This is a genomic window from Paenibacillus aurantius, assembly GCF_032268605.1.
GTDB classification, from domain to species: Bacteria; Bacillota; Bacilli; order Paenibacillales; family NBRC-103111; genus Paenibacillus_AO; species Paenibacillus_AO aurantius.
In genome coordinates, this window is record NZ_CP130318.1 from 2,413,881 (window position 1) to 2,435,833 (window position 21,953).

Consider the following 21,953-nt stretch of genomic DNA (forward strand, 5'->3'; position numbering starts at 1 on the left):
TGAACCTGTATCGGCCTGTTATATGCCGGTACAGGTTCTTCTCATTAACAGGGCATTCCGCAGCTTTAGTCGCCCATCACCAGTGAGCATTTGTAGGCACGGGCGATACCCTCCATCAGCTCGGCCTGTTGTTGGTCGGCAGCGAGATACTCTAAGCCATCCCGGTTCCAGCGGGCGATCAAATGTTCCTCCATCTGGAGAACGGCTTGATCGGGTTCGGCCTCGGTCGGCAGCTCATCGGCAAACCGAAAGACGACAATCAGCTTCGCATATAAGAAGCGGTTGTCGGAACGGGTGACGAATCCGTAATCTTCGAACAATCCGCTTACGGTCGCATTCTCCGGCAGCCAATAGAGCGGAATGTCTTCGTGAGCGATTTTGTAATGATTCAAGACTTCCAGAACCGGTCCGCGGTCCTCGTCCTTCTCCAGAATCAGAAGTTCCTTGTCCCGGTCCAGGAGGGCTACTTTTCCCGCCAGGCCTTTGACCACCTGGGCGTAGAACCCGGGCTGTTTCCCTTCGGGCATGTCCATCATTACGGCAGGTTTACGCATAAGCTTTCTCCTTTCCAACTCGTCTTTCCCTCGTCTTATTATCCATCATTCCCTCGTCAATAGCAAAAACGCCAAATAAAGGATAGGTCCATCCTCCTTCATTTCGGATGAGATTGAAAGATGAATTTGGTATGATGGAAAAGGAAACGTGTACAAAAGGAGAGTAGATTCTTTGGCTAAGCGCAAACAGGCTATCATTCTTCTCATTATCGCGGCCTTATCGGTTCTCTTGATCTGGCAGCTTTCGGGTTCATCCGGAATTCGTCCCCAAGCGGCTACGGGGGGCAAAGATAACGGGTCTGCCTTTAATGGGAAAAAAGAAGCGGGAGCATCCGGGCAAACGATCAAAGCGGCGGTATCGATGACGCCTGTCGAGTTCCAGGTTCTGCAGGAACAGACCGCTCAATATATGCAAGCTCATGAAGGGACGACGATCACCCTGGAGAACATTCCGGGGGCCGAGGTTTATGCCAAGCTTAAGAAAGCAAGCCAAATGGGGGAAGCACCGGACGCTATGCTGTTAGACAACGCCTGGATTCAGGAATTTGCCGCACTGGGCTTTCTCAAACCGTTGGACGATCGTTTATCGACAGAGCAGCAAAGCCAGCGGATTCCTTCCATGATGAACCAAGTGAAATGGAACGGCTACCTGTGGGGAATTCCGCGGGATGTGGACCCTTATGTTCTCATCTGGAACAAGAAAGCCGCGGCCGAAGGGAAGGTGGAGCATGCCCCGCTGAACCGGGAGGAAATGATCCAGTGGAACAAAAGCTTTCTGAAACCGGAAGAAGGCCGATACGGCATCTATTTGGACCCGTCGGACAACATGGCTCTGATTTCGATGGTGACCTCCTTGATGAGTCAGCCCACGGAAACGCCTCATCCGCTGCAGAAGCTGGCCGACCCGAATTTGCTGAAAGCCCTGCAAAGCTTCCTCCTTCCACAGGAGGCGAACTGGAACAGCAAAACCTTTTCCGTGAACTATCCCGCTCCGTCGGATACTTGGAAGCCGTGGGATCTGCTGGCGGAAGGCAAAATAACGGCGATGATCACGACGATTTCGGAATTCCGCCAGCACAAAGGGGGAGAGCTGGCTTTGGCCGCTCTGCCGATTAATTTTGCCGGAAAAGGCTCCGGTGCCTGGCTGAAGGGGAGAAGCTTCAGTGTGTCTTCCCGGTCCACTCATGTTCAGGCGGCGGCTGATTGGATCAAGGAAATGACGTCGCCGGAAGCGGAGACCCAAACCTGGAACAAAGCGGGAAGCCTTCCTGTGCTTCTTTCCTCTTATTCAGCCTCTCCGCTTAGGGGAGACGAGCAGTACAATTCGTACGCTTGGCTGGTTCGGGAAGGCAAGGTGCTTCCTTTTGAAATTGACGGGGCCAAGAAGCTGGACCAGGTCCAGAAAGAAAAAGCCCTTCTGGAGAAGGGCGAGAAGGACCTTAAAACCTTTGCCGAGCAGATAGCTAAGCTCTATGGGGCCAAATCAGACTCTTGATTGGTTTTCACAGCTTGAGTTTGAGCTTGACCGTCAGCATCCCTTTGTCAGTGGTCACCTCAGTTGCTTGAAGAAGGGGAGACAGCTTCTCAGGAGAGAACGTCAGATCGAAGTCCTTCTCCAGCGAACGGTTAGTGGTGGAATCCAGCTCCGTGCCGTTATAGGACAGTTGGTCAACATGAAACTGAAGGCGATTGGGATTCTGCTCTACCGTATAATGGCCGACGATGGTTCCCTCCACGTCGGTCTCTTTGCCGATCACATGGAATTTGCCGCCGTCGAAGCGGAAGGAGAGTCCGGTCAGCCGGCTGTTCTTCTCATGAAAGAACCGGTTCAGCTCTTCATCGCTGATCTGGAAGGTTGTTCCCTTCAAGTAACGGCCGGCATTTGGGCCTTGCACCAGCTCGGGAAAGCCTCGGGAGATCGTATCGGCCACGGCCCCCATGTAACTCTGAAACAAGGGAAGGATTTTGGTCGTGTATGCGGTTCGAACCTCATTCATTTGAGCGGTCAAGGCAGGCACGGCGTCGGGATACTCCTGCAGCTTTCGGTCGATTTCCTGCTGGAGGGCGACAGTCCGTTCTCTCTGGTGCAGGAACTCCGCCTTCACCTGCGCGAGCTCCGCCTGGTTCGCTTTCAGCCGGTCGTGAGTCGAAAGCAGAGTCCGGTAGGCGGCCACGTAGGCATCGAGCACGATTTTATCGTTAAGGAAGAGAAGCTGAAGGCTGTTGTACGTATAGATCATTTCGGCAAAGGACTTGGCGGAGAAGAGCAGCAGCCAAAGGGAATCCCGCTCTCCCATGTAATAAGCGCGGAGAACTTGTCCCACGCGCTCGCGCGTTCGGCCGAGCAGCTGCTCCTGACGCTGAATGTCTTCCCCGGAGGCACGGATTTGCTCGGAAACCACGGTTTCCTGACCGCTCAGCCTTTCGATCTCCTGGTCGATTTGCGCCAGAGTCAAGCTTTTGGTAAGAAGCTCCTTCACTTCCTCAAGAGAAGGATTGGCATAAACCGCGGAAAGGGAGCTCAGCTGAAAGAAGAAAAACAAATGAACGATGAAGGCAACCCTCATCAGCTTGGCCATAGTCGACTCCTTATTAAGAATGGTATTATTACCATATCGCCGTAACGCCCAAAAGATTCCTGCAGACGGCCAAAAAAAACACCTCCCATCGGGAGGCGTCGGCTGCTTACTTTTTGGCTGGAGCCTGGTTTAAGGTCTTTAAGAGATCCTCGATCGGCTTGGCATCCTTGGGAACGTCCTTCTCGAACTTGGCTTCTCCGTTGATATTGTCGAACGATTGGTGCAGATGGATATGGTGATCGGCGGCAGCCCCGTCACTGCCCTTGGACGTATAGTCAAGCCGGATCACTTCATCCCGGATAAAGCCGGTGTCGTCAGTCGCCAGGGAAATCAAGCCGGGGGCTTTCAGCTCCGGCGGATGAGCCGCCATATCTTTTTTGAGCTTATCCGCCTGATCGGCCGTCAAGAGGCTGTTCTTCGCGAGAACGTCGATCATCTCCGGAAGCTTGGCCTGAAGCTTGGCGGACACGTCCTGGCGGTTCTTCTCGGTGATCTCCATTTGGATGACCGTTCCCTTTTTGCCGTCCTTGAAATCCATCGGAGCTTTGTCCTTCTTAAACCATTTGGTATCCAGGTCGGCCAGGAGCAGCTTGGCCGCGTCGGAAACGGCGGGAGAAAGCTTCGGGAAGCCGGAGGCGGAAGAGGACTTGGATAAGTCAAAGGAGTAATACTCGTCCGTCTTGCTAAGACCTGGAACTCCTAGGAAGAGGCGGTTATCCTTCATGATCATAGGAAGCCCGTAGTCCGTATTCGATCCGCTGGGAGTTGCTTTCAGGAGAGCTTCCATGCGGGCGGGGTTCGCGGAAACGGCTCCACTCCAAACCAGCTTGCTCTTGGAGAATAGAGACACCAGAAGGCTGGTCGTCGGATTGGCGTCCTTGGCGGGCGGAGGCGTGCCGATGTCCAGGTCGGCATCTCCCGAGAAAGTATAATAGTTCACTTGGGCCTGCTTGGTTAAAGCATTCTGGGCGTCTTGTTTCAGCTGCTTCCCGTCCGTACAGCCGGCCAGCAGAGAGCCGGTTACGAGAAGGGTCAGCACCGCCGCATTCTTCTTGAGCATGGTAATCTCCTTTATCCTATGTATTCAGTTGGTTCACATCTATGTATTACCCATCCTTGTCGAAAGTGAACGACCATAATTATATCACATCAGCTCCTGGAGCGGAGGAAGGATTTATGAAGAATCTGCCTTTAATGCCGCTTATGGCCAAGATTCGCCAACACCTCGCCGATCAGCCGGATAAAGTTCTTTCGTTTCATGATTATATGGCCTTGTGCCTGTATGATCCGGAGGACGGTTATTATATGAAGGAACAAGTCAAGGTTGGTAAAGAAGGGGATTTCTACACGAGCGCATCCCTCGGTGAATTCATGGGGGAGATGATCGCCCGGCAATATCTCCGGTTCCAACTGGAAGGAGAGCGTCCTCTTCCCGTCGTAGAATGGGGAGGCGGAACGGGCGAGATGGCGAAGCACTTTCTCGATGCCGTCGAACGGTTGAATCCGGTCGTGTACCAAGGCCTTGCCTATTGGCTGGTTGAGAAGTCTCCTTATCATAGGGCGATGCAGCAAAAAACGCTAAGGCGTCATGCAATGCACACGCAATGGGGGGGACCGGAGGAAGGAGGAGGCCTCCCATGCCGCGCCTTCGTCTTCTCGAACGAGCTGCTGGATGCTTTTCCGGTGCACCGGGTGCGGATGGAAAGAGGCGAATGGAAAGAGCTGTATGTCGCGTGGGATTCCGGCAAGGAGTGCCTGGTGGAGCGGGAAGGGCCCTGTACCCCCGCCGTACGAGAATATCTGGATCAGGAAGGAATCCGGCTCCTCGAAGGACAAACAGCGGAGGTCAATCTGCAGGCACGCTCCTGGGTGAAGGAACAGGCTTCCCGTTTGGAGGAAGGCGTGCTGCTTACTATTGATTACGGGGATACCGCCGAGGAGCTTTATTCTTCCCACCGCATGAACGGAACCTTGCTGTGCTACCGCGGGCATCTGGCGTATGACGATCCTTTCCGGTTCCCCGGAGAGCAGGACATGACCTCGCACGTGAATTTCACTGCCTGCATCCGCGCGGGGAAGGAAGGGGGGATACAGCAGGAAACGCTGCGCACGCAAAAAGAGTTCCTCGTCGATAACGGGCTGCTCGAGCTGATGGCCGATCATTCTTCTCCGGACCCTTTCGGTCCGGAGGCCAGACGCAACCGCGCCATACGCCAGCTGCTTCTCAGCGACGGAATGAGTGAGCTCTTCAAGGTGCTCCTGCAGACCAAGGGCCTTTCCCTAGCTTAGCGGCCTGGCCTCTAAGCCAAAAAACAGCCTTCTCCTTGTATCCGTATAGGATAGGGAGAAGGCTGTTTGATGAGAAGGGAGCCCGTCCGGGTCCCTGGTCAAGTTAAGGCGAACGCTTCGCCGAAAGCGGGGAAGCGGCTGCTCTTCCTTACACACTCATGTGGAAGAAAGACCAGTACGTAAATCCGGAGAAGGAAAGAACCATGTACCCCCAGAACAGTAATATGTAGGTACGCTCGGAGAGGTTCATATACCCCAACAAAACGAAAACCGCTGTTTGGAACAAGAAAATGAAGGCCATGGGAATCATCCCGCCTGCAATTGCCATAAGGCCGATCACCAATGTCCAAAAGCCAAGGACGCGAAACATGCGTGCCATCGTGCCAACCTCCCTTCTACCCGACAATCCCATTAACTGTTATCCATTATACCTGCTGGCTACGCACGTGTAAACCTGCAACCTATGACGATTCTGCAATATCTTTCGCCTATGCCTAGCGTGCCCTTAAATGAAGTTCTCATGTATGAGCCCGAGGCAAATTGGCAATACCAAATAGTATCAAATAGATTCTATGAACTCTATTATGGGCATAAAGATGAGTAGGCGGCAAAATGCGTGCTGCATCGGGCTCTTGAATTTATGATATGACAATTTTGGGAGGTATAGGGATGTCGGCAGTCAGACAAGACGCTTGGAGCGAAGAGGATGATTTGATACTGGCAGAGGTCACCTTGCGGCATATAAGAGAAGGCAGCACCCAACTGACGGCTTTTGAAGAGGTAGGAGAAAAAATCGGCCGGACTTCAGCCGCCTGCGGGTTCCGGTGGAACAGCTGCGTACGCAAGAAGTACGAAGCCGCGATCCAAATCGCCAAAGCCCAACGGCAGAAAAGAAGCCAGATCAAGAAGCAGAACCATGCCGTACCGGTGCTGTCCTCCGTGGACACGCTGGAGACAGGGGAGCTTGGCATCCGAAGCCACGGTCTGGAAGAAACCTTGTCCATCGATTCCGTGATCCGGTTCCTTCGGCAGTGGAGGTCGTCTTACCAGGACCTTTCGCGCCATGCCCGTCTGGTAGAGAAAGAGCTTCAGGACACACGTGACGAGCTGGCCAAGCTGCGGGAGGACAACGAGAAGCTCGGCAAGCAGGTCAACGAGGTCGAAACGGATTACCGGGTGGTTAATGATGACTACAAAGCCCTGATTCAAATCATGGACCGCGCCCGGAAGCTTGCCTTCCTGGTGGAAGAAGAAGAAGACAGCAAAGCCCGTTTCAAAATGGACGCTAACGGCAATCTGGAAAGAATTGAATAGCAAGACGCGATCATCCCGTTCACCCTTCTGGAAATCAGCCGGAGGAGGCGAACGGGTATTTGCGTTTATCGGTCCGCCTTCTCATGATATAGTAGTAGGGAAAAGAGGGAATGGACATGCACATTACCGTATGGGGAGCAGGTTCGCTGGGCTTGCTTTTTGCAGGAAAGCTTGCCGGCTCGGGATACCGGACGGAGCTCGTCCCGCGGAGTGCCGCCCAGCGGGAAGAGCTTCAGGCCAACGGGGTCAAGGTTCTGGAGCCGGATGGAGAGGAATGCCGTTCCCGTCCTATCGTAACGGAGAACCCGGCTGGTGCGAGGGATAACCCCGACTGGATTTTTCTAATGGTGAAGCAGAAGGACATCGGAGCCGGATTGGCCGGGCAGTTGGCTGGCCGGATGGGAGAATCGACCCGTCTGCTATGCTTCCAGAACGGGGCCGGCCATCTGGAGAGGCTGGGGGCGATGCTTCCGCCTGACCGGATCTATGCAGCGGTTACGACGGAGGCGGCAAGGAAAGAATCTCCCTGGGAGGTCCGCCATACCGGAAAGGGGACCATCCTTTGGGGAATCCCAAAGCCCTTTGAGGGGGGAACGTCCCCAGCGGTTGACGCTTCACTTAACGACGTGCTTCGGCGAGCCGGGTTTACCCCTCAACGTTCGGAGGATATTCGGACGGCCATGTGGGACAAGCTTCTTATCAATGCGGTCATTAATCCGTTGACGGGCCTTCTTTCCGTTCCTAACGGAGCCTTGCTGGAGAATAGGGAATCGGAGGATTTGATGCGGCGGCTGCTTCAAGAAGGGGTGGAAGTATTAACCCGGGAGGGGTATACGGCCGATAATACGTTAGGGGACAGAGTGAGAACGGTATGCCGGCAAACGGCGGCCAATTCCTCCTCCATGCTGCAGGATCTAACCAAAGGAAGAAAGACGGAGATCGAGTGGATCAACGGTTATCTTCTGCGCCTGGCGGATAAGCATGGAGTCGATTTGCCGGTTAACCGCACCCTGTATTCTCTAATTAAGCTGAAGGAAGGACAGGGATAAGGTATGGCCGTACGCAATTTGATGGAAGAATTAGTGAAAAACTGTCTTAAAGAAATGTTGGCGTCCGATCCCCGGTATAGCTCCTGTGGGGAGAAATGCCAAAGTGACGCAATGGCCATCGTGCTGAACAGGATTCCCCCCAAGTATGTGTCCACACCGAAAGGGGAAATTTATTCGAAAACACGGCTTGGTAAACAGCTGGAAACGGATATCCTGCGAGAATTGGCGGAAGCGCTGGAGAAGGCGATGGATCCGTCAAGAGCGTCCATCTTCGATCGGGGCGAGACATAAGTTTACCCATACGGTTCCGAATTCCTCGGGACCTTTTTTGTGAGGAATGGGCTCCCACCCAGAGGATCGAGTGAGGAGAAAGCAGTCGAAATAAGTCGAAACTTTGGTCGACATTATAAGAATTTTGCCTCATTTACAAAAATTGTTTAACCAAAAAGTATGAAGTTGTTCCATAAAAAGCGTAGATTTTATTAACCGTTGGTTGTATAATGAAAAAAGTTAATAGGAAAAAAATATTAACTTATAGGTTTTAGCCTTGCTAGTATTGGGTAAATGTTCAGGGGAGATGTGCCTGCATGTAGACGGGCTCTCACCGGACTTGCCATAGATGTTCATTTATTAAGGGGAGGCAAAGTTGATGAAGGTTTACAAAGTATTAACCACAGCTGTCGTAGTAAGCATGCTGGGAAGCGTGGTTGCAGCCTGCGGCAAGAGCGATTCCGCAAGCCCATCCACTAGCCCAAGCAGCGGCAGCAACAGCAGTGCACCGGCTGCTAAGCAGGAGATCAAAATTAACTTTACGGCGGAACCGCCTGCTCTGGACAATTCCAAGGCTACGACCAATGCATCCTTCACGATGCTGAATGCCATGAACGAAGGACTGTACCGTCTTGATAAAGACGGCAAGCCTGTGGCCGGTCTGGCAAAAGACATGCCTAAAATCTCCGACGACAAACTGACTTATACGATCACTCTCCGGGATAACCTGACCTGGTCCGACGGATCTCCTCTTAAAGCAAGCGACTTCGTAAGCTCGTTCCAGCGCACGCTGGATCCGGGTACGAAAGCCCAGTACGCCTTCATGGTAGCCTGGCTCAAAGGCGGAGAGGCGCTCCTCGGAGCCAAAACTCCAGACGAAATCAAAGCCAAAAAAGCAGAACTCGGTGTAAAAGCCGTTGATGACAAAACGATCGAAATTAAGCTCGAGAAGCCGGTAGCCTTCTTTACCCAGCTTCTGGCGTTCCCTCTCTTCTTCCCGCAAAAAACGGACGAAGTAACGAAGCAAGGCGAGAGCTACGGTAAGGACGCCGATAAAGTAACCGGCGCCGGTCCTTACATTCTGAAAGAGTGGGCGCACGAGCAGCGTCTCGTATTCGAGAAGAACCCTAAATACTGGGATGCCGCTAACGTTAAGCTTGAGAAGATCACGATGAATATCGTTAAAGACCGTGCAGGTGCGGTTAACCTTTTCGAAACGAAAGAAGCCGATCTGACCGAGATCAACGGGGATTTCGTTAAGCAATTCGAAGGTAAGCCGGAATACACGATTAAGAAAGAATTGACCAACTCCTATCTGATGTTCGAACAGAAGAAAGCTCCATTCCTGGCTAACAAGAACATCCGTCAAGCGTTGACGATGGCGGTCGACCGCAAAGCGCACGTAGCGACCGTATTGAAGAACGGTTCCGTGGAATCTACAGGTCTTGTTCCGGTGGGTACTTCCGACGGCAACAACGGTGATTTCCGCAAGCTGTCCGGGGATATTCAGCCTAAGTACGATCCGGCTAAAGCGAAGGAGCTTCTCGCCAAAGGACTTCAAGAGCTCGGCATGACCCAGCTGCCGTCCTTTAAGCTGACGACCGATGATACGGAAGGCGGTAAGAAATCCCTTGAGTTCATTATTGCTCAATGGAAGCAGAACCTGGGCGTGACCGCTGTAGCGGATGCGGTTCCTCACGAGCTTCGTGTCGACAGACAGCATAAGAAGGATTACGAAGCGCTGATCGCACTTTGGGGCGCGGATTACAACGATCCTATGACATTCCTTGACATGTGGACCACAACTAGTGAGTTCAACGAAACCGACTGGTCGAACGCTCAATACGACGAGCTGATCAAGAAGGCCGAAACCGAGAAAGACCCGGCTACTCGTGCTAAGCAGCTTGCAGACGCAGAGAAGATCCTGATGGATGAAATGCCGGTTGGTCCTCTGTACTTCCGCAGTAAAGTTTATGCGAAGCGGACGAATATCGATGGGCTGTTCTTCCCGAGCTTTGGACCGGAATTCGAATTGAAGTGGGTTTCCATTAAATAAAACAAACGTAGAATCAATTGCATAAGATTAGGGGCCGTTCTAGCACCTGACAGAACGGCCCGTTTTATTGGTAAAACCGGACTGTCAATTTTGAAGAGGGAGGTGCCGCATGCTCAAATTTATCATTCGCCGTTTGATTTATATGATCATCACGTTATGGACCATCACGACGGCCACATTTTTTCTGATGAAGAACTTGCCCGGCGATCCGTTTGGAGAAGCCAAGCAGAAGTTGACAAAGGCCCAGCTGCAGATTCTGTACGAGCAGTATGGATTGGACAAACCTCTCTGGCAGCAGTATTTGAAGTTCATGGGAGATGCGCTTAAGGGGGATTTCGGTGTCTCTTTCCAGTTCCCCACCCATAAAGTGACGGAAAAAATCGCTCAAGCCTTCCCGGCGTCTCTGGAATTGGGATTATGGGCGCTGATCATTGCGGTAGTGGTAGGTATCGTTCTCGGGACGGTCGCTGCCCTCAACCATAACAAGGGGCTCGACTATTCCGCCATGTTTACGGCCATTGTTGGGGTTTCGGTTCCGTCCATGGTGCTTGGACCGCTTCTTTCCTATTATGTCGGGGTTAAACTGGGCTGGCTCCCGCCGCTTCTGTGGGATACGCCTAAGCACCGCATTCTGCCTGCCATCACGTTGTCCTTTGGAACCATTGCTATTCTGGCCCGTCTCATGCGTGCCTCCATGCTGGATATTCTCAATCAAGACTTTATCAAAACGGCTAAAGCCAAAGGACTGTCCAGATTCGTGACCGTCTTTAGGCATGCCGTTCGAAACGCCATTTTACCAGTCATTACCGCTTTAGGACCCATCGCGGTTAATCTCGTGACGGGAACGTTAATCGTTGAAAACGTCTTCTCGGTTCCTGGACTCGGGAAGCACTTCGTGCAGTCTATCTACTCGAATGACTACACGATGATAGTCGGATTGACTATCTTCTATTCCTCAATCTTGATATTTGTTTTATTCTTGACCGATATTCTTTACGGGATTATTGACCCGCGTATCCGTCTGGCGAAAGGGAGGAAATAAGCGATGCAGGATATCAGCAAAGCGAAGTTCAAGCCGGTCGAACGCGAAACGCTCGGCAGCGAACGAATCGTCCGTCCTTCCCTGACCTATTGGCAGGACGCGTGGCGACGGCTTCGAAAAAACAAGCTGGCCATGGCCGGTTTAACTATATTGATCATTCTAACCTTGGTAGCGATTGTGGCTCCCTTCTTGTCTAGTCAAACCTATGATTTCCAAAATTACGATATCACGAACCAGAAGCCGTCCGGCGAGCATTATTTCGGAACGGATGACTTTGGCCGCGACCTGTGGGTCCGCGTCTGGTGGGGGACCCGCATTTCCTTGTTCATCGGGATTACCGCCGCCGTCATTGACCTCTGCGTCGGGGTCTTGTACGGAGGGATTTCCGCTTATTATGGCGGGCGGGTGGACAATGTTATGCAGCGGATCATGGAGATTATTTACGCGATTCCTTTCCTGCTCATCACGATTCTTCTCATTATGGTTCTTCAACCGGGGATTTGGACAATCATTATCGCCTACTCCATAACCGGCTGGGTTCCGATGGCCCGTCTCGTGCGCGGTCAGCTTCTTCAAATGAAGGAACAGGAATTCGTGCTGGCCGCCCGCACCCTCGGGGCGAGCCCGGCCCGCATCATTCTGAAGCATTTGATTCCGAACTCTCTCGGATTGATTATCGTACAGATTACCTTTGCGGTACCGAGCGCCATCTTCGCGGAAGCCTTCTTGAGCTACATCGGCCTCGGGATTCGTCCGCCGCTCGCTTCCTTGGGTTCTCTTATCTCCGATGGAGCGGCAGCCATGAAATTCTATCCTTACCGCATGCTGATCCCTACTGTCGTGTTCAGCTTGATTCTACTGAGCTTTAACTTGTTGGGTGACGGTCTCCGGGACGCACTCGACCCGAAACTTAGAAAATAGGGGGGAGAGAGATGGCGAAAAAAATATTGGAAGTGGAGAATCTGCAAGTTTCCTTCCAAACGTACGCAGGGGAAGTTCAAGCGGTTCGCGGGGTATCCTTCCACCTGAATAAAGGGGAAGTGCTCGCGATTGTTGGAGAGTCCGGCTGCGGCAAGTCCGTAACGGCCCAGACCATCATGAGGCTTATACCTTCCCCTCCCAGCGTCATCAAGAACGGCTCCATCAAATTCGATGAATCCGTGGAAATCACGACCTTGTCGGAGAAACGGATGCAGAAGATCCGCGGCTCCGAAATGGGCATGATCTTCCAGGATCCAATGACATCGCTGAATCCGACCATGACAGTCGGCAATCAGATCGCCGAAAGCTTGATCAAGCATCAAGGGATGAGCAAGAAACAAGCCCGTGAGCGGGCGATCGAAATTCTTAAGCTTGTTGGGATCTCCAATCCGGAGGGCCGTGTGAAGCAGTACCCTCACGAAATGTCCGGCGGGATGCGCCAGCGGATCATGATTGCCATCGCCCTGGCCTGCAGTCCGAAGCTTCTTATTGCGGATGAGCCTACAACGGCACTCGACGTCACGATTCAAGCTCAAATCATCGAACTGATGCAGAAGCTGCAGGAGAAAACGGACTCTTCCATCATCCTCATTACCCATGACCTGGGTGTTGTGGCGGATATGGCTCACCGGGTTGTGGTGATGTATGCCGGTAAAATCGTAGAGGACGGAACGGTCGACGATATCTTCTACCGGTCTCGCCACCCTTACACCTGGGGACTGCTGAAATCCGTACCCCGTCTGGATACGGAGAACAAGAGTGAGCTGGTTCCGATTCCGGGGACACCGCCCGATCTGTTCGCACCGCCGAAGGGCTGCCCGTTTGCGGCCAGATGCCCTTACGCCATGGATATCTGCCTGGAGGAGTTTCCAGATAACTTCGAGATCAATACCGGCCACCATGCGGCCTGCTGGTTGAATCATCCCCAAGCGCCTAAAGTGGACAGACCGGAAGGATTGGGGGAGGTCAAACATGTCTAACGATATCATCTTGGATGTAAAAGGATTAAAGAAGCATTTCGACGTAGGAGGCGACCGCAAGCTTAAAGCGGTCGACGGAATCACGTTTCAGGTAAGACGCGGAGAAACGCTTGGTCTCGTGGGTGAGTCCGGCTGCGGCAAATCCACAACGGGCAAAACGCTGATCCGGCTCTATGATCCGACGGATGGCGAGGTTATCTTTAACGGCAAAAGCACCAAGAACCTGAAAGGCAAGGATGCTCTGAAATTCAACCGCGACATGCAGATGGTCTTTCAGGATCCGTATGCCTCGCTAAATCCGCGGATGACGGTTGGCGATATCATTGCCGAAGGGATCGACATTCATAAGCTGTACTCCGGCGCCAAGCGCAAAGAACGGGTTAACGAGCTTCTTGCTGCTGTCGGCTTGAACCCCGAGCATGCGGGCCGTTTCCCGCATGAGTTCTCCGGAGGCCAGCGTCAAAGGATTGGCATTGCCCGGGCGTTGGCGATTGAGCCGCAGTTCATCATTGCCGACGAACCGATTTCCGCCCTGGACGTTTCCGTTCAGGCCCAGGTGGTTAACCTGTTCCAGAACCTGCAGAAGGAGCATGGGCTGACCTATCTGTTCATCGCTCACGATTTGGCTATGGTGAAGCACATCTCGGACCGGATCGGGGTTATGTACCTCGGCAAGATGGCGGAGATCACCACTTCGGCTGCTCTCTATGCCGATCCGCTGCATCCGTACACGCAGTCGCTGCTTTCGGCGATTCCGATCCCGGATCCGGAGGTGGAAAGGACCCGAGAGCGCATCATTCTGCAGGGAGAAGTGCCGAGTCCGCTGAATCCGCCGAGCGGATGTCCATTCCGCACGCGCTGCCCGCATGCCATGCAGGTATGCGCCGAGGTGATGCCGGAGATGATCGAAGCCAAGCCGGATCACTATGTGGCCTGCCACTTGTACTAAGGAAAGCAACTGCCGCCCGCTTTGCACGGGCGGCAGTTTTTTTGACTAAAATCTTGTGGATGTGTACAATCAAAGGAGCATTTCTGCCATACATAAGGTTGAGGAGGCTTTTCGTTGAAACTGGAAATTACGAATGGGAAAAGCACCCAGGAGATAACCGAACATTACTTGCGCGACTTTGAACGGGTTCGTTCTTTGTACGAATATAATCCGCGTCAGCCGGAGGATTGGGAGAGACGCGCCAGAAGGCTTAATGAGAGAGTGGTGCCGGATGGGCACCGGGACCGGCTGGCCGATGCGATGCTCGCCTATAATAGCCTTCTTTCGAATGACGACAAGGCTCTTGCCAACATTGCGCTCCTGCGCGAACCCGAAACGCTGGTCGTGGTAGGGGGGCAGCAGGCGGGGCTGTTTACCGGGCCGCTGCTCGTTATCTACAAGGCCATTACCATCCTTCAGGCGGCAGCCAAAGCTTCCGCCGAGCTGAACCGGCCGGTCGTCCCTGTCTTCTGGATTGCCGGTGAGGATCATGATTGGGATGAAGTCAATCATATTTATTATTTAAGCCAGAAGCAGGACGTCGAGAGAATCAAGCTCGACCAGCCGGAAGGAACCCGCACCTCAGTCAGCCGGATCCGGATCGCGGATTGGGAAGAGATGGTGGGGCAGCTGGAGGAGTCGCTGCTTCCAACCGAGTTCAAGCCGGATCTTATGGCGAAGCTCCGGGAGTTCGCGGCATCCTCCGGGACGCTTTCGGACTACTTCGGAAGAATCATGGCCTGGCTTTTCGGCGAAAGCGGTCTGGTGCTGATGGATTCGGACGATCCGGCCATCCGCCGAGTCGAATCGGAGATGTTCATCCGCTTTCTGGAAAATCAGGAGGAGCTTGCCTCGGCGTACCGAAACGGCCGGGAGCAGGTGGAGAGCCTCGGTTACAAGCCGCAGGCCGAGGTTTATGAAGAAAACGCGAATCTGTTTCTGTATGACGATGACGGAGAAAGATTCCTGCTTCAACGGGACGGCGGCGGATTTACCGACAAGAAGAAGGAACGCCGGTTTACCAAGGAGCAGTTGCTGGAGCTTGCCCGGACGGCTCCGGAACGCTTCAGCAACAATGTCATGACCCGGCCGATCATGCAGGATTTTCTGTTTCCTGTCTTGGCGGCCGTGCTTGGCCCAGGGGAGATTGCCTATTGGGGTCTGCTTAAGGATGGCTTTCGGACCCTTGGGATGGAAATGCCCCTCCTTCTTCCCCGATCGGAATTTACTTTAATAGAAGGAACGGTCAAGAAGCATATGGATAAGTTCGGTCTTACGTCCGAGGTCGTGGCCGAACGGTTCGGAGAGTTCAAGGCGAATTGGCTTAAGGAACAGGATACCCTGAACCTGGACGAACGCTTTGCCGAGGTCAAAGAGAAGTTCCGCGGCCTCTATAATCCCTTGCTGGAGGCCGTGGGCGCTATCAATCCCGGAATGGCGAAGCTGGGCGACACCAACTATCTCAAAATCATGGAACAAATCGAATTTTTTGAAGCACGCGCCAAGGGAGCGAATGAATCCCAGTTCGAAGCGTCCCTTCGCCAGCTCGACCGGATTCAGCTCTCCCTGTACCCTCTGGGCAAACCGCAGGAACGGGTGTATAATGTGTTTGCTTATTTGAACCGGTACGGCCACTGGTGGCTGAAGGAGCTTGCCGAGCAGGCACCGGCGGGAGACGGCCTTCACCGCCTCGTTTATTTATAAGTTGCCTTAAGGAGGAAGATGGATGAATACCAAAGACAGAAGCATCATCACCGATCGGAAGCTGGCTCCAGAGGGACATCTTAAGATTGAGTGGGTGAATGCCCATATGCCGGTTCTGAACCGGATCAAGGCCCAGTTCGAGAAAGAACAGCCGTTCAAAGGGCTGAAAGTCGCCATCTCTCTTCACCTGGAAGCCAAAACGGCCTATCTGGCCAAGGTCGTGCAGGCCGGAGGAGCCGAAGTGACCATTACGGGAAGCAACCCGCTTTCGACGCAGGACGACGTTTGCGCGGCACTCGTTGAAGACGGCATTACCGTATTTGCGAAGTACAACCCCGATCCGAAGGAATACAAGGAGCTCATGATCAAGACTCTGGAGACGGAGCCCGATCTGATCATTGACGACGGGGGCGACCTCGTGACGATTCTTCATTCCGAGCGCAGGGACCTGTTGAAGAATGTCCGCGGAGGGGCAGAGGAAACGACAACCGGTATTTTGCGCTTGAAATCTTTGGAGAAAGAAGGCAGCCTCCAGTTTCCGATGGTGGCGGTTAATGATGCTTATTGCAAGTATCTATTCGACAACCGTTACGGAACCGGGCAATCCGTATGGGACGGCATCAATCGGACAACCAACCTGGTGGTCGCGGGCAAAACGGTCGTTGTGGTCGGATACGGCTGGTGCGGCAAAGGCGTGGCCATGCGGGCTAAGGGTCTTGGGGCCAACGTCATCGTAACCGAGATCGATGCTATCCGGGCAGTGGAAGCCTATATGGACGGCTTTGCCGTTATGCCGATGAGCGAAGCGGCCCAGCATGGGGATTTCTTCGTCACGGTGACCGGCAACCGCGATGTCATCCGCGGCGAGAATTACAAGGTGATGAAGAACGGTGCGATCTTGTCCAACGCCGGCCATTTCGACGTGGAAGTCAACAAGCCGGAACTGGAAGCCATGAGCAAAGCCAAGCGAACGGTACGCCGCAACATTGAGGAGTATCAGCTCGAGGACGGCCGCAGCATCTATGTGCTCGCCGAAGGCCGGCTCGTTAACCTGGCGGCGGGAGACGGCCACCCTGCTGAAATCATGGATATGACCTTCGCCCTCCAGGCGATGTCTCTTAAGTATGTGAACGATAACTACAAGTCGATCGGCTCTCATGTGGTCAACGTGCCGTACGTGCTCGACGAGCAGGTGGCCCGCTATAAGCTGGAATCCCTCGGCACTTCGATCGACCGCCTGACCGATGAACAGAAAGCTTATTTGGATAGCTGGGCTGAGCACTAAGCCCTTTCTGAGAAGACGCCGCAAGGCGTCTTTTTGCTAAAAGGCGGGTGAGCGCACTTTCCTCTTTATCCCGGCCGAAGGATAAGCTCCATGTCGGGTAAGCAATTTGTGGAAAATCATCCAAGGATGGTTTCTTTACCTGGAACTGGGGTAATAACCTGTAAGGAGAAGGAGATGGAGGGAACCGAATGACGGAGAGCTTGACCCCGCTGCTTCACAAATTCAGACTAGAGCTGCGGGAGGACACAATGGCGGCGCAATTGGGCGGCTATTACGCCTGCCGCAACGGACAGAAGCATATCGTACTCAACCGGGATCTGCCGGAGGAGAAGAAGGCCGAGGTGGGACTCGAGATCATTGACCGTCATTGCCGAGATCAAACTCCTTCCGCGTTTCTTCCGTATTTTTTGTTTGACGAAGGGTTTCCGGAAAAGAAATAGGAACAGCCGATTACGTACATAACCTATGGACGGGCCGTTTGCTGACGGCCTGTTCTTTTTTTTGCCGGGATTCTGTAAAAGTTCACAAAAATTATTAGTAAATGTTTCCGGGGAAGAAGGAATTTTTGCAATCGGATAGAATATTCAATATAATTGGTGGTGGAAAGTGGGGTAAAGTGGAGGGAAGGGGTAGCCGAATATGTTCATGGGCGAATATCAGCATACGATCGACGATAAAGGCCGCATGATCATCCCGGCGAAGTTCAGAGAAGCCCTGGGAGCCACGTTTGTCATCACCCGCGGACTGGACCACTGCTTGTTTGTTTATCCGAATAGCGAATGGGCCGTAATGGAGCAGAAGCTGAAGTCGCTGCCTCTCATGAAATCCGATGCCCGCGCGTTTACCCGGTTCTTCTTCTCCGGTGCCACCGAATGCGAGCTTGACAAACAGGGAAGGGTAAATATACCGAATACTTTGGTCGAGCATGCCCGATTAGCGAAGGACTGCGTCGTCATTGGCGTATCCAACCGGGTGGAAATTTGGAGCAAGGACGTGTGGGAAGGATACTTCCAGCAGTCCGAGGAATCGTTTAACGAAATCGCGGAGAAGCTTGTGGATTTTAATTTTGACTTGTAGGCTTTCCCGGACGCATAGGAGGAACAGCATTGTTTCATCACATCACAGTATTGAAAGAAGAAGCGGTAGAAGGCTTGAACATCCATCCGGACGGCATCTATGTCGATTGTACACTAGGCGGCGCCGGGCACAGCGAAACCATTGCCTCGAGGCTCGGCGGGCAGGGGAGATTGATTGCTTTTGATCAGGACGATACCGCCCTGGCTAATGCCAAGACGAGATTGGCCCCTTATGCCGAACGCGTAACGCTGGTGAGAAGCAATTTCCGATACATACGGCAAGAGCTCCTGAAGCTGGACCTGCCCCGGTCCGGAGAGAACCCCCAGGTTAACGGAATTCTGTTCGACCTTGGCGTATCGTCCCCTCAGCTGGATGAGGCGGAGAGAGGGTTCAGCTACAACCAGGAAGCCGACCTGGATATGAGGATGGATCAGACTTCATCGTTAACCGCCAAGGAAATTGTCAATGAATGGTCGGAAGCCGAGATAGCGAAGATTCTGTTTGAATATGGCGAGGAGAAGTTTTCCCGCCGGATTGCCGCCCAAATCCTTTCACACCGGGCTAAGGGCACCATTGAAACCACATCCCAGCTGGCTGAAATCGTAAAAGAAGGGATTCCGGCAGCCGCCAGAAGAACGGGTGGCCATCCCGCCAAGCGCAGCTTCCAGGCGCTTCGAATCGCCGTGAATGACGAATTGGGAGCTTTCGAAGAGGCATTGGAGCAAGCTGTCGATTGCCTTGCCCCCGGGGGGAGAATTTCCGTCATTACCTTTCATTCCCTCGAGGACAGAATCTGTAAGCAGTTTTTTGCGAAATTTGTTGAAAAATGTACCTGTCCACCGGATTTTCCTATATGCGTTTGCCAGAAAAAGTCGATTCTTAGACTGGTCCAACGTAAGCCTATCTTGCCGTCGAAACAAGAGTTGGAACTAAACCCGCGTTCCCGGTCAGCAAAACTGAGAATAGCGGAGAAACTATAGGGGGGACGAACCTTTGGCCTATCATACACAGGGTAGTTTAGCCGTCAAGGAGAAACAGCAAGCCAGGCAGACGGTCAAGTACCGGGAGAAGACAAAAGTCGTATCGCGCCCGGCCCTTACCATGAAATTCAAGCTCCAGCTTCTGGGGATGCTCGTGATTGGAGTATCCGTAGCAAGCTCCGTTATTTTTATGCACTCCAAAATCTATGAACTGAACAAAGAGATTTACGACACCAGCACCTCCATTCAGAAGCTCGAAGAAGAAAACAAGCTGCTTCTTAACAAGAAGAGCGCCATGCTTAATGCGGACAACCTGAAGAAAGCCGCGAGCGGCACGGGTCTGCGCCCTACCAGTGAAGAGAATATTGCCCGCGGAAGCTCCGCTCCTAACGCGTCGGCCAATCCAGAGAAGAAAACGGCTAAACGTTAATGGGGTTAATGAATATGGAGAAAAAAATGAAAATCCGGTCTTTATTGATCGGTGTCTTTTTTTTCCTGGCCTTTTTCCTTATCATCGGAAAGCTCTATTGGCTTCAAGTGGTAGACGCGTCGATGCTGAGAGAGAAAGCCGCGAACAAATGGACGAACGAAGAGATGCTGCTGCCCGTCCGGGGGACGATCATGGACCGCAAGGACCGGGTTCTGGCGGAGGACGCTCCCGCCTACACCGTCGCCCTAAACCCAGAAGTCATTAATGAGAGAGGAATTGCCAGGGAGATAGCCCATGGGCTGGCTCCCATTCTAAGTCTCTCTGCGGATGCCGGCAAAATCTCCGAGCTGGAGGAGAAAATTTACGGGCTTGCCACCAAGAAAAGAGCGGACTATCCGGATAAATATGCGCTGGAAGTTCCGATTAACTCCGAAGGCAAGAAGATCGACGGAGACAAGAAGCAGCAGGTGGAGGATTTTATTGCCAAGCTGAAGGACGACTTGAAGGAGTCCAAAGGGAAAATCCGGGATGTGGGCATTTTCCTCAAAGAAACCGAGAAGCGCTACTACCCGAACGATAATCTCGCTTCCCACGTCCTCGGCTACGTAAACCGGGAAGGGGCGGCGGTCGAAGGACTCGAGAAGTATCTCGACGACCAGCTCAAAGGAACGCCGGGCAAGCTGGTGAGGGAGAAGGACCGCATGGGCGTGGAGCTTCCGGATTCAAAGGTATCCTTGGACCCCGTCGTGAACGGCAAGAACGTCCGGCTGACGATTGACAACAAAATTCAGTACTTTACGGAAAATGCGCTGAAGAAGGCGATGGACAAATGGAAGGCCAAGAGCATGACGGCCATTGCCGTCGATCCGAAAACAATGGAAATTTTGGCCATGGCGAATGCTCCTGATTTCAATCCCAACAAATTCTGGGAGGCCAAAAGCCAGGCGAACTTCACCAATCATGCCGTCGCCTCCGCCTATGAACCAGGCTCCACCTTCAAGCTCGTTACGCTGGCGGGGGCCATTCAGGAAGGGTTATGGCATCCGAACGATAAATACCAGTCCGGCTCTATCGCCATTCCCGGAGGAGCGGTGCATGACCATAACCGTGTCGGCTGGGGCAAAATCTCCTTCATGGAGGGGCTGCTTCGCTCGAGTAACGTGGCTTTCGTCAAGCTGGGCTATGAGGGGCTGAAGAGAGAAGGGCTGGATTCCTGGATCGCCAAATTCGGCTTCGGCAAGAAGACCGGCATCGCAATGCCGGGCGAGGTCGGTGGAGTGACCGGCCTGAAATATGATTCTGACTACGCGAGGGCTACCTACGGGCAGTCGCTTACGGTTACGGCCCTGCAGCAGACGGCGGCTTACGCGGCAATAGCCAATGGCGGGAAGCTGATGAAGCCGCAGCTTATTAAGGAAATCATTAACCCGGAGACGAAGGAAGTGGAGAAATCGTTCGCTCCGGAGGTGATTCGGCAGGTGGTGACGGAGGAGACGGCCCGCCAAACCTCCCTGGCGCTCGAACAGGTAGTCGCCAATCAGGAGCAGGGAACCGGACGCCGCGCTTACATCAACGGGTACCGGGTCGCCGGTAAAACGGGGACGGCCAATATCGTGAAGGACGGGGAGAGAACCTACTCCGAAGACACGTGGCTCATTTCCTTTATCGGCTATGCCCCGGTGGACGATCCCAAAATACTGGTGGCCGTCATTGCCGACCAGCCGGAGCTCGGAGGAGATTACCATCTGGGGGGAGAAGTCGCCGCCCCCGTATTTAAAGAAATTGTGTCTCAGTCCTTGAGCTACATGGGGGTTCCAACGGAAGGAGCTCCGCTCAAAAATCCCGCCGTTTCAGAAGCAGTCGCTCCGGTGCCGGATGTTATCGGAAAAGACCTCAACGAAGCGAAGAAAACGCTCGAGAAAATCGGCTTCAAGGTCGAATTGGTCGGCAGCGGAGGGAAGGTGGTCAGCCAAATGCCGCAAGCGGGAAGCGAGATTCTGCTCTCCCAGCGCATTTATTTGGGCGCCGAGGACGCGGCTTCAACGGAGATTCCCGATCTCAAAGGCAAGTCGCTGCGTGATGCGCTGGAAGTGTGCTCGATGCTCGGGGTAGCCTGCAAAACCTCGGGCGAAGGCTATGTAGCCTCCCAGACGGTCAGCGGCGAAGGGGACCAGCGTTTGCTGCAGCTGGAGCTGTCCTTGGCTGTGGCGCAGGGAGGAACGCCGGATTCCGGACAGACGACTGCCAGGGAAGGTCCTGTTTCGGCGGCTTCGTCCAAGGAGCAGACGGGCAAAAAACCGGCAGGTAGTGCTTCCCCTTCCCCGACTCCCACTCCCAAGAAAGACAGCCGGTAACGGGTCATAGGAACAAGAACA

At 53.4% G+C, this 21,953-nt stretch carries 21 protein-coding genes; 17 read left to right on the top strand and 4 right to left on the bottom strand.

Going from position 1 to position 21,953, the window contains the following annotated elements:
- Positions 1–65: 65 nt before the first annotated feature.
- Positions 66–554, bottom strand: a complete 489-nt coding sequence (locus MJA45_RS10875) for a hypothetical protein (protein WP_315607276.1) — start codon at positions 552–554, stop codon at positions 66–68.
- Between the two features lie 172 nt (positions 555–726).
- On the opposite strand from MJA45_RS10875, the gene MJA45_RS10880 reads away from it, so the two are divergent.
- The gene (locus tag MJA45_RS10880; RefSeq protein WP_315607277.1) at positions 727–2,049 is read left to right on the top strand and encodes an ABC transporter substrate-binding protein; all 1,323 of its coding nucleotides are present in this window, start codon (positions 727–729) and stop codon (positions 2,047–2,049) included.
- 7 nt (positions 2,050–2,056) lie between these two features.
- On the opposite strand, the gene MJA45_RS10885 is transcribed toward MJA45_RS10880, so the two are convergent.
- The gene (locus tag MJA45_RS10885) at positions 2,057–3,133 is read right to left on the bottom strand and encodes a coiled-coil domain-containing protein (protein ID WP_315607278.1); all 1,077 of its coding nucleotides are present in this window, start codon (positions 3,131–3,133) and stop codon (positions 2,057–2,059) included.
- A 106-nt stretch (positions 3,134–3,239) separates the two neighbouring features.
- Entirely contained in the window at positions 3,240–4,193 is a 954-nt protein-coding gene (locus MJA45_RS10890) for a hypothetical protein (protein WP_315607279.1), read from the bottom strand.
- A gap of 116 nt (positions 4,194–4,309) precedes the next feature.
- On the opposite strand from MJA45_RS10890, the gene MJA45_RS10895 reads away from it, so the two are divergent.
- Positions 4,310–5,422, top strand: a complete 1,113-nt coding sequence (locus MJA45_RS10895; RefSeq protein WP_315607280.1) for a class I SAM-dependent methyltransferase — start codon at positions 4,310–4,312, stop codon at positions 5,420–5,422.
- A 148-nt stretch (positions 5,423–5,570) separates the two neighbouring features.
- Here the strand turns inward: MJA45_RS10895 and MJA45_RS10900 are convergent, their stop codons facing one another.
- Positions 5,571–5,801, bottom strand: coding sequence for a DUF2626 domain-containing protein (locus MJA45_RS10900; protein ID WP_315607281.1), 231 nt, complete (start codon positions 5,799–5,801; stop codon positions 5,571–5,573).
- A 290-nt stretch (positions 5,802–6,091) separates the two neighbouring features.
- On the opposite strand from MJA45_RS10900, the gene MJA45_RS10905 reads away from it, so the two are divergent.
- The 15 genes from MJA45_RS10905 to MJA45_RS10975 all read left to right on the top strand — a co-directional run bounded on the left by MJA45_RS10905 (position 6,092) and on the right by MJA45_RS10975 (position 21,932).
- Positions 6,092–6,736: an RsfA family transcriptional regulator gene (locus MJA45_RS10905; RefSeq protein ID WP_315607282.1), complete on the top strand. Its 645-nt coding sequence runs from the start codon at positions 6,092–6,094 to the stop codon at positions 6,734–6,736.
- A 116-nt stretch (positions 6,737–6,852) separates the two neighbouring features.
- Entirely contained in the window at positions 6,853–7,785 is a 933-nt protein-coding gene (locus MJA45_RS10910) for a ketopantoate reductase family protein (protein WP_315607283.1), read from the top strand.
- A gap of 21 nt (positions 7,786–7,806) precedes the next feature.
- Positions 7,807–8,076, top strand: a complete 270-nt coding sequence (locus MJA45_RS10915; RefSeq protein ID WP_315607284.1) for a late competence development ComFB family protein — start codon at positions 7,807–7,809, stop codon at positions 8,074–8,076.
- A 358-nt stretch (positions 8,077–8,434) separates the two neighbouring features.
- Entirely contained in the window at positions 8,435–10,111 is a 1,677-nt protein-coding gene (locus MJA45_RS10920; RefSeq protein ID WP_315607285.1) for a peptide ABC transporter substrate-binding protein, read from the top strand.
- Between the two features lie 109 nt (positions 10,112–10,220).
- Positions 10,221–11,153, top strand: coding sequence for an ABC transporter permease (locus MJA45_RS10925; RefSeq protein ID WP_315607286.1), 933 nt, complete (start codon positions 10,221–10,223; stop codon positions 11,151–11,153).
- Positions 11,154–11,156: 3 nt separating this feature from the next.
- Complete coding sequence (locus MJA45_RS10930; protein ID WP_315607287.1) at positions 11,157–12,074, top strand: ABC transporter permease; 918 nt, start codon at positions 11,157–11,159, stop codon at positions 12,072–12,074.
- An 11-nt stretch (positions 12,075–12,085) separates the two neighbouring features.
- On the top strand, positions 12,086–13,114 hold the full coding sequence (locus MJA45_RS10935) for an ABC transporter ATP-binding protein (RefSeq protein ID WP_315607288.1): 1,029 nt from the start codon (positions 12,086–12,088) through the stop codon (positions 13,112–13,114).
- Positions 13,107–14,063: an ABC transporter ATP-binding protein gene (locus MJA45_RS10940; protein ID WP_315607289.1), complete on the top strand. Its 957-nt coding sequence runs from the start codon at positions 13,107–13,109 to the stop codon at positions 14,061–14,063. Before MJA45_RS10935 ends, MJA45_RS10940 begins: the two co-directional genes overlap by 8 nt.
- Before the next feature lie 114 nt (positions 14,064–14,177).
- Positions 14,178–15,806 carry a bacillithiol biosynthesis cysteine-adding enzyme BshC gene (gene bshC / locus MJA45_RS10945; protein WP_315607290.1) on the top strand — a complete coding sequence of 543 codons (1,629 nt, stop codon included), beginning with the start codon at positions 14,178–14,180 and terminating at the stop codon, positions 15,804–15,806.
- Positions 15,807–15,828: 22 nt separating this feature from the next.
- Positions 15,829–17,091 (top strand): adenosylhomocysteinase, encoded by a 1,263-nt coding sequence (locus MJA45_RS10950; protein ID WP_315607291.1) that lies wholly within the window; start codon positions 15,829–15,831, stop codon positions 17,089–17,091.
- A gap of 188 nt (positions 17,092–17,279) precedes the next feature.
- Positions 17,280–17,531 (top strand): hypothetical protein, encoded by a 252-nt coding sequence (locus MJA45_RS10955; RefSeq protein ID WP_315607292.1) that lies wholly within the window; start codon positions 17,280–17,282, stop codon positions 17,529–17,531.
- A gap of 199 nt (positions 17,532–17,730) precedes the next feature.
- On the top strand, positions 17,731–18,168 hold the full coding sequence (gene mraZ, locus MJA45_RS10960; RefSeq protein ID WP_315607293.1) for a division/cell wall cluster transcriptional repressor MraZ: 438 nt from the start codon (positions 17,731–17,733) through the stop codon (positions 18,166–18,168).
- A 29-nt stretch (positions 18,169–18,197) separates the two neighbouring features.
- Complete coding sequence (rsmH, locus tag MJA45_RS10965; protein ID WP_315607294.1) at positions 18,198–19,148, top strand: 16S rRNA (cytosine(1402)-N(4))-methyltransferase RsmH; 951 nt, start codon at positions 18,198–18,200, stop codon at positions 19,146–19,148.
- A gap of 13 nt (positions 19,149–19,161) precedes the next feature.
- The gene (locus tag MJA45_RS10970; protein WP_315607295.1) at positions 19,162–19,578 is read left to right on the top strand and encodes a hypothetical protein; all 417 of its coding nucleotides are present in this window, start codon (positions 19,162–19,164) and stop codon (positions 19,576–19,578) included.
- Positions 19,579–19,586: 8 nt separating this feature from the next.
- Positions 19,587–21,932: a penicillin-binding transpeptidase domain-containing protein gene (locus MJA45_RS10975; RefSeq protein WP_315607296.1), complete on the top strand. Its 2,346-nt coding sequence runs from the start codon at positions 19,587–19,589 to the stop codon at positions 21,930–21,932.
- Positions 21,933–21,953: the final 21 nt, after the last annotated feature.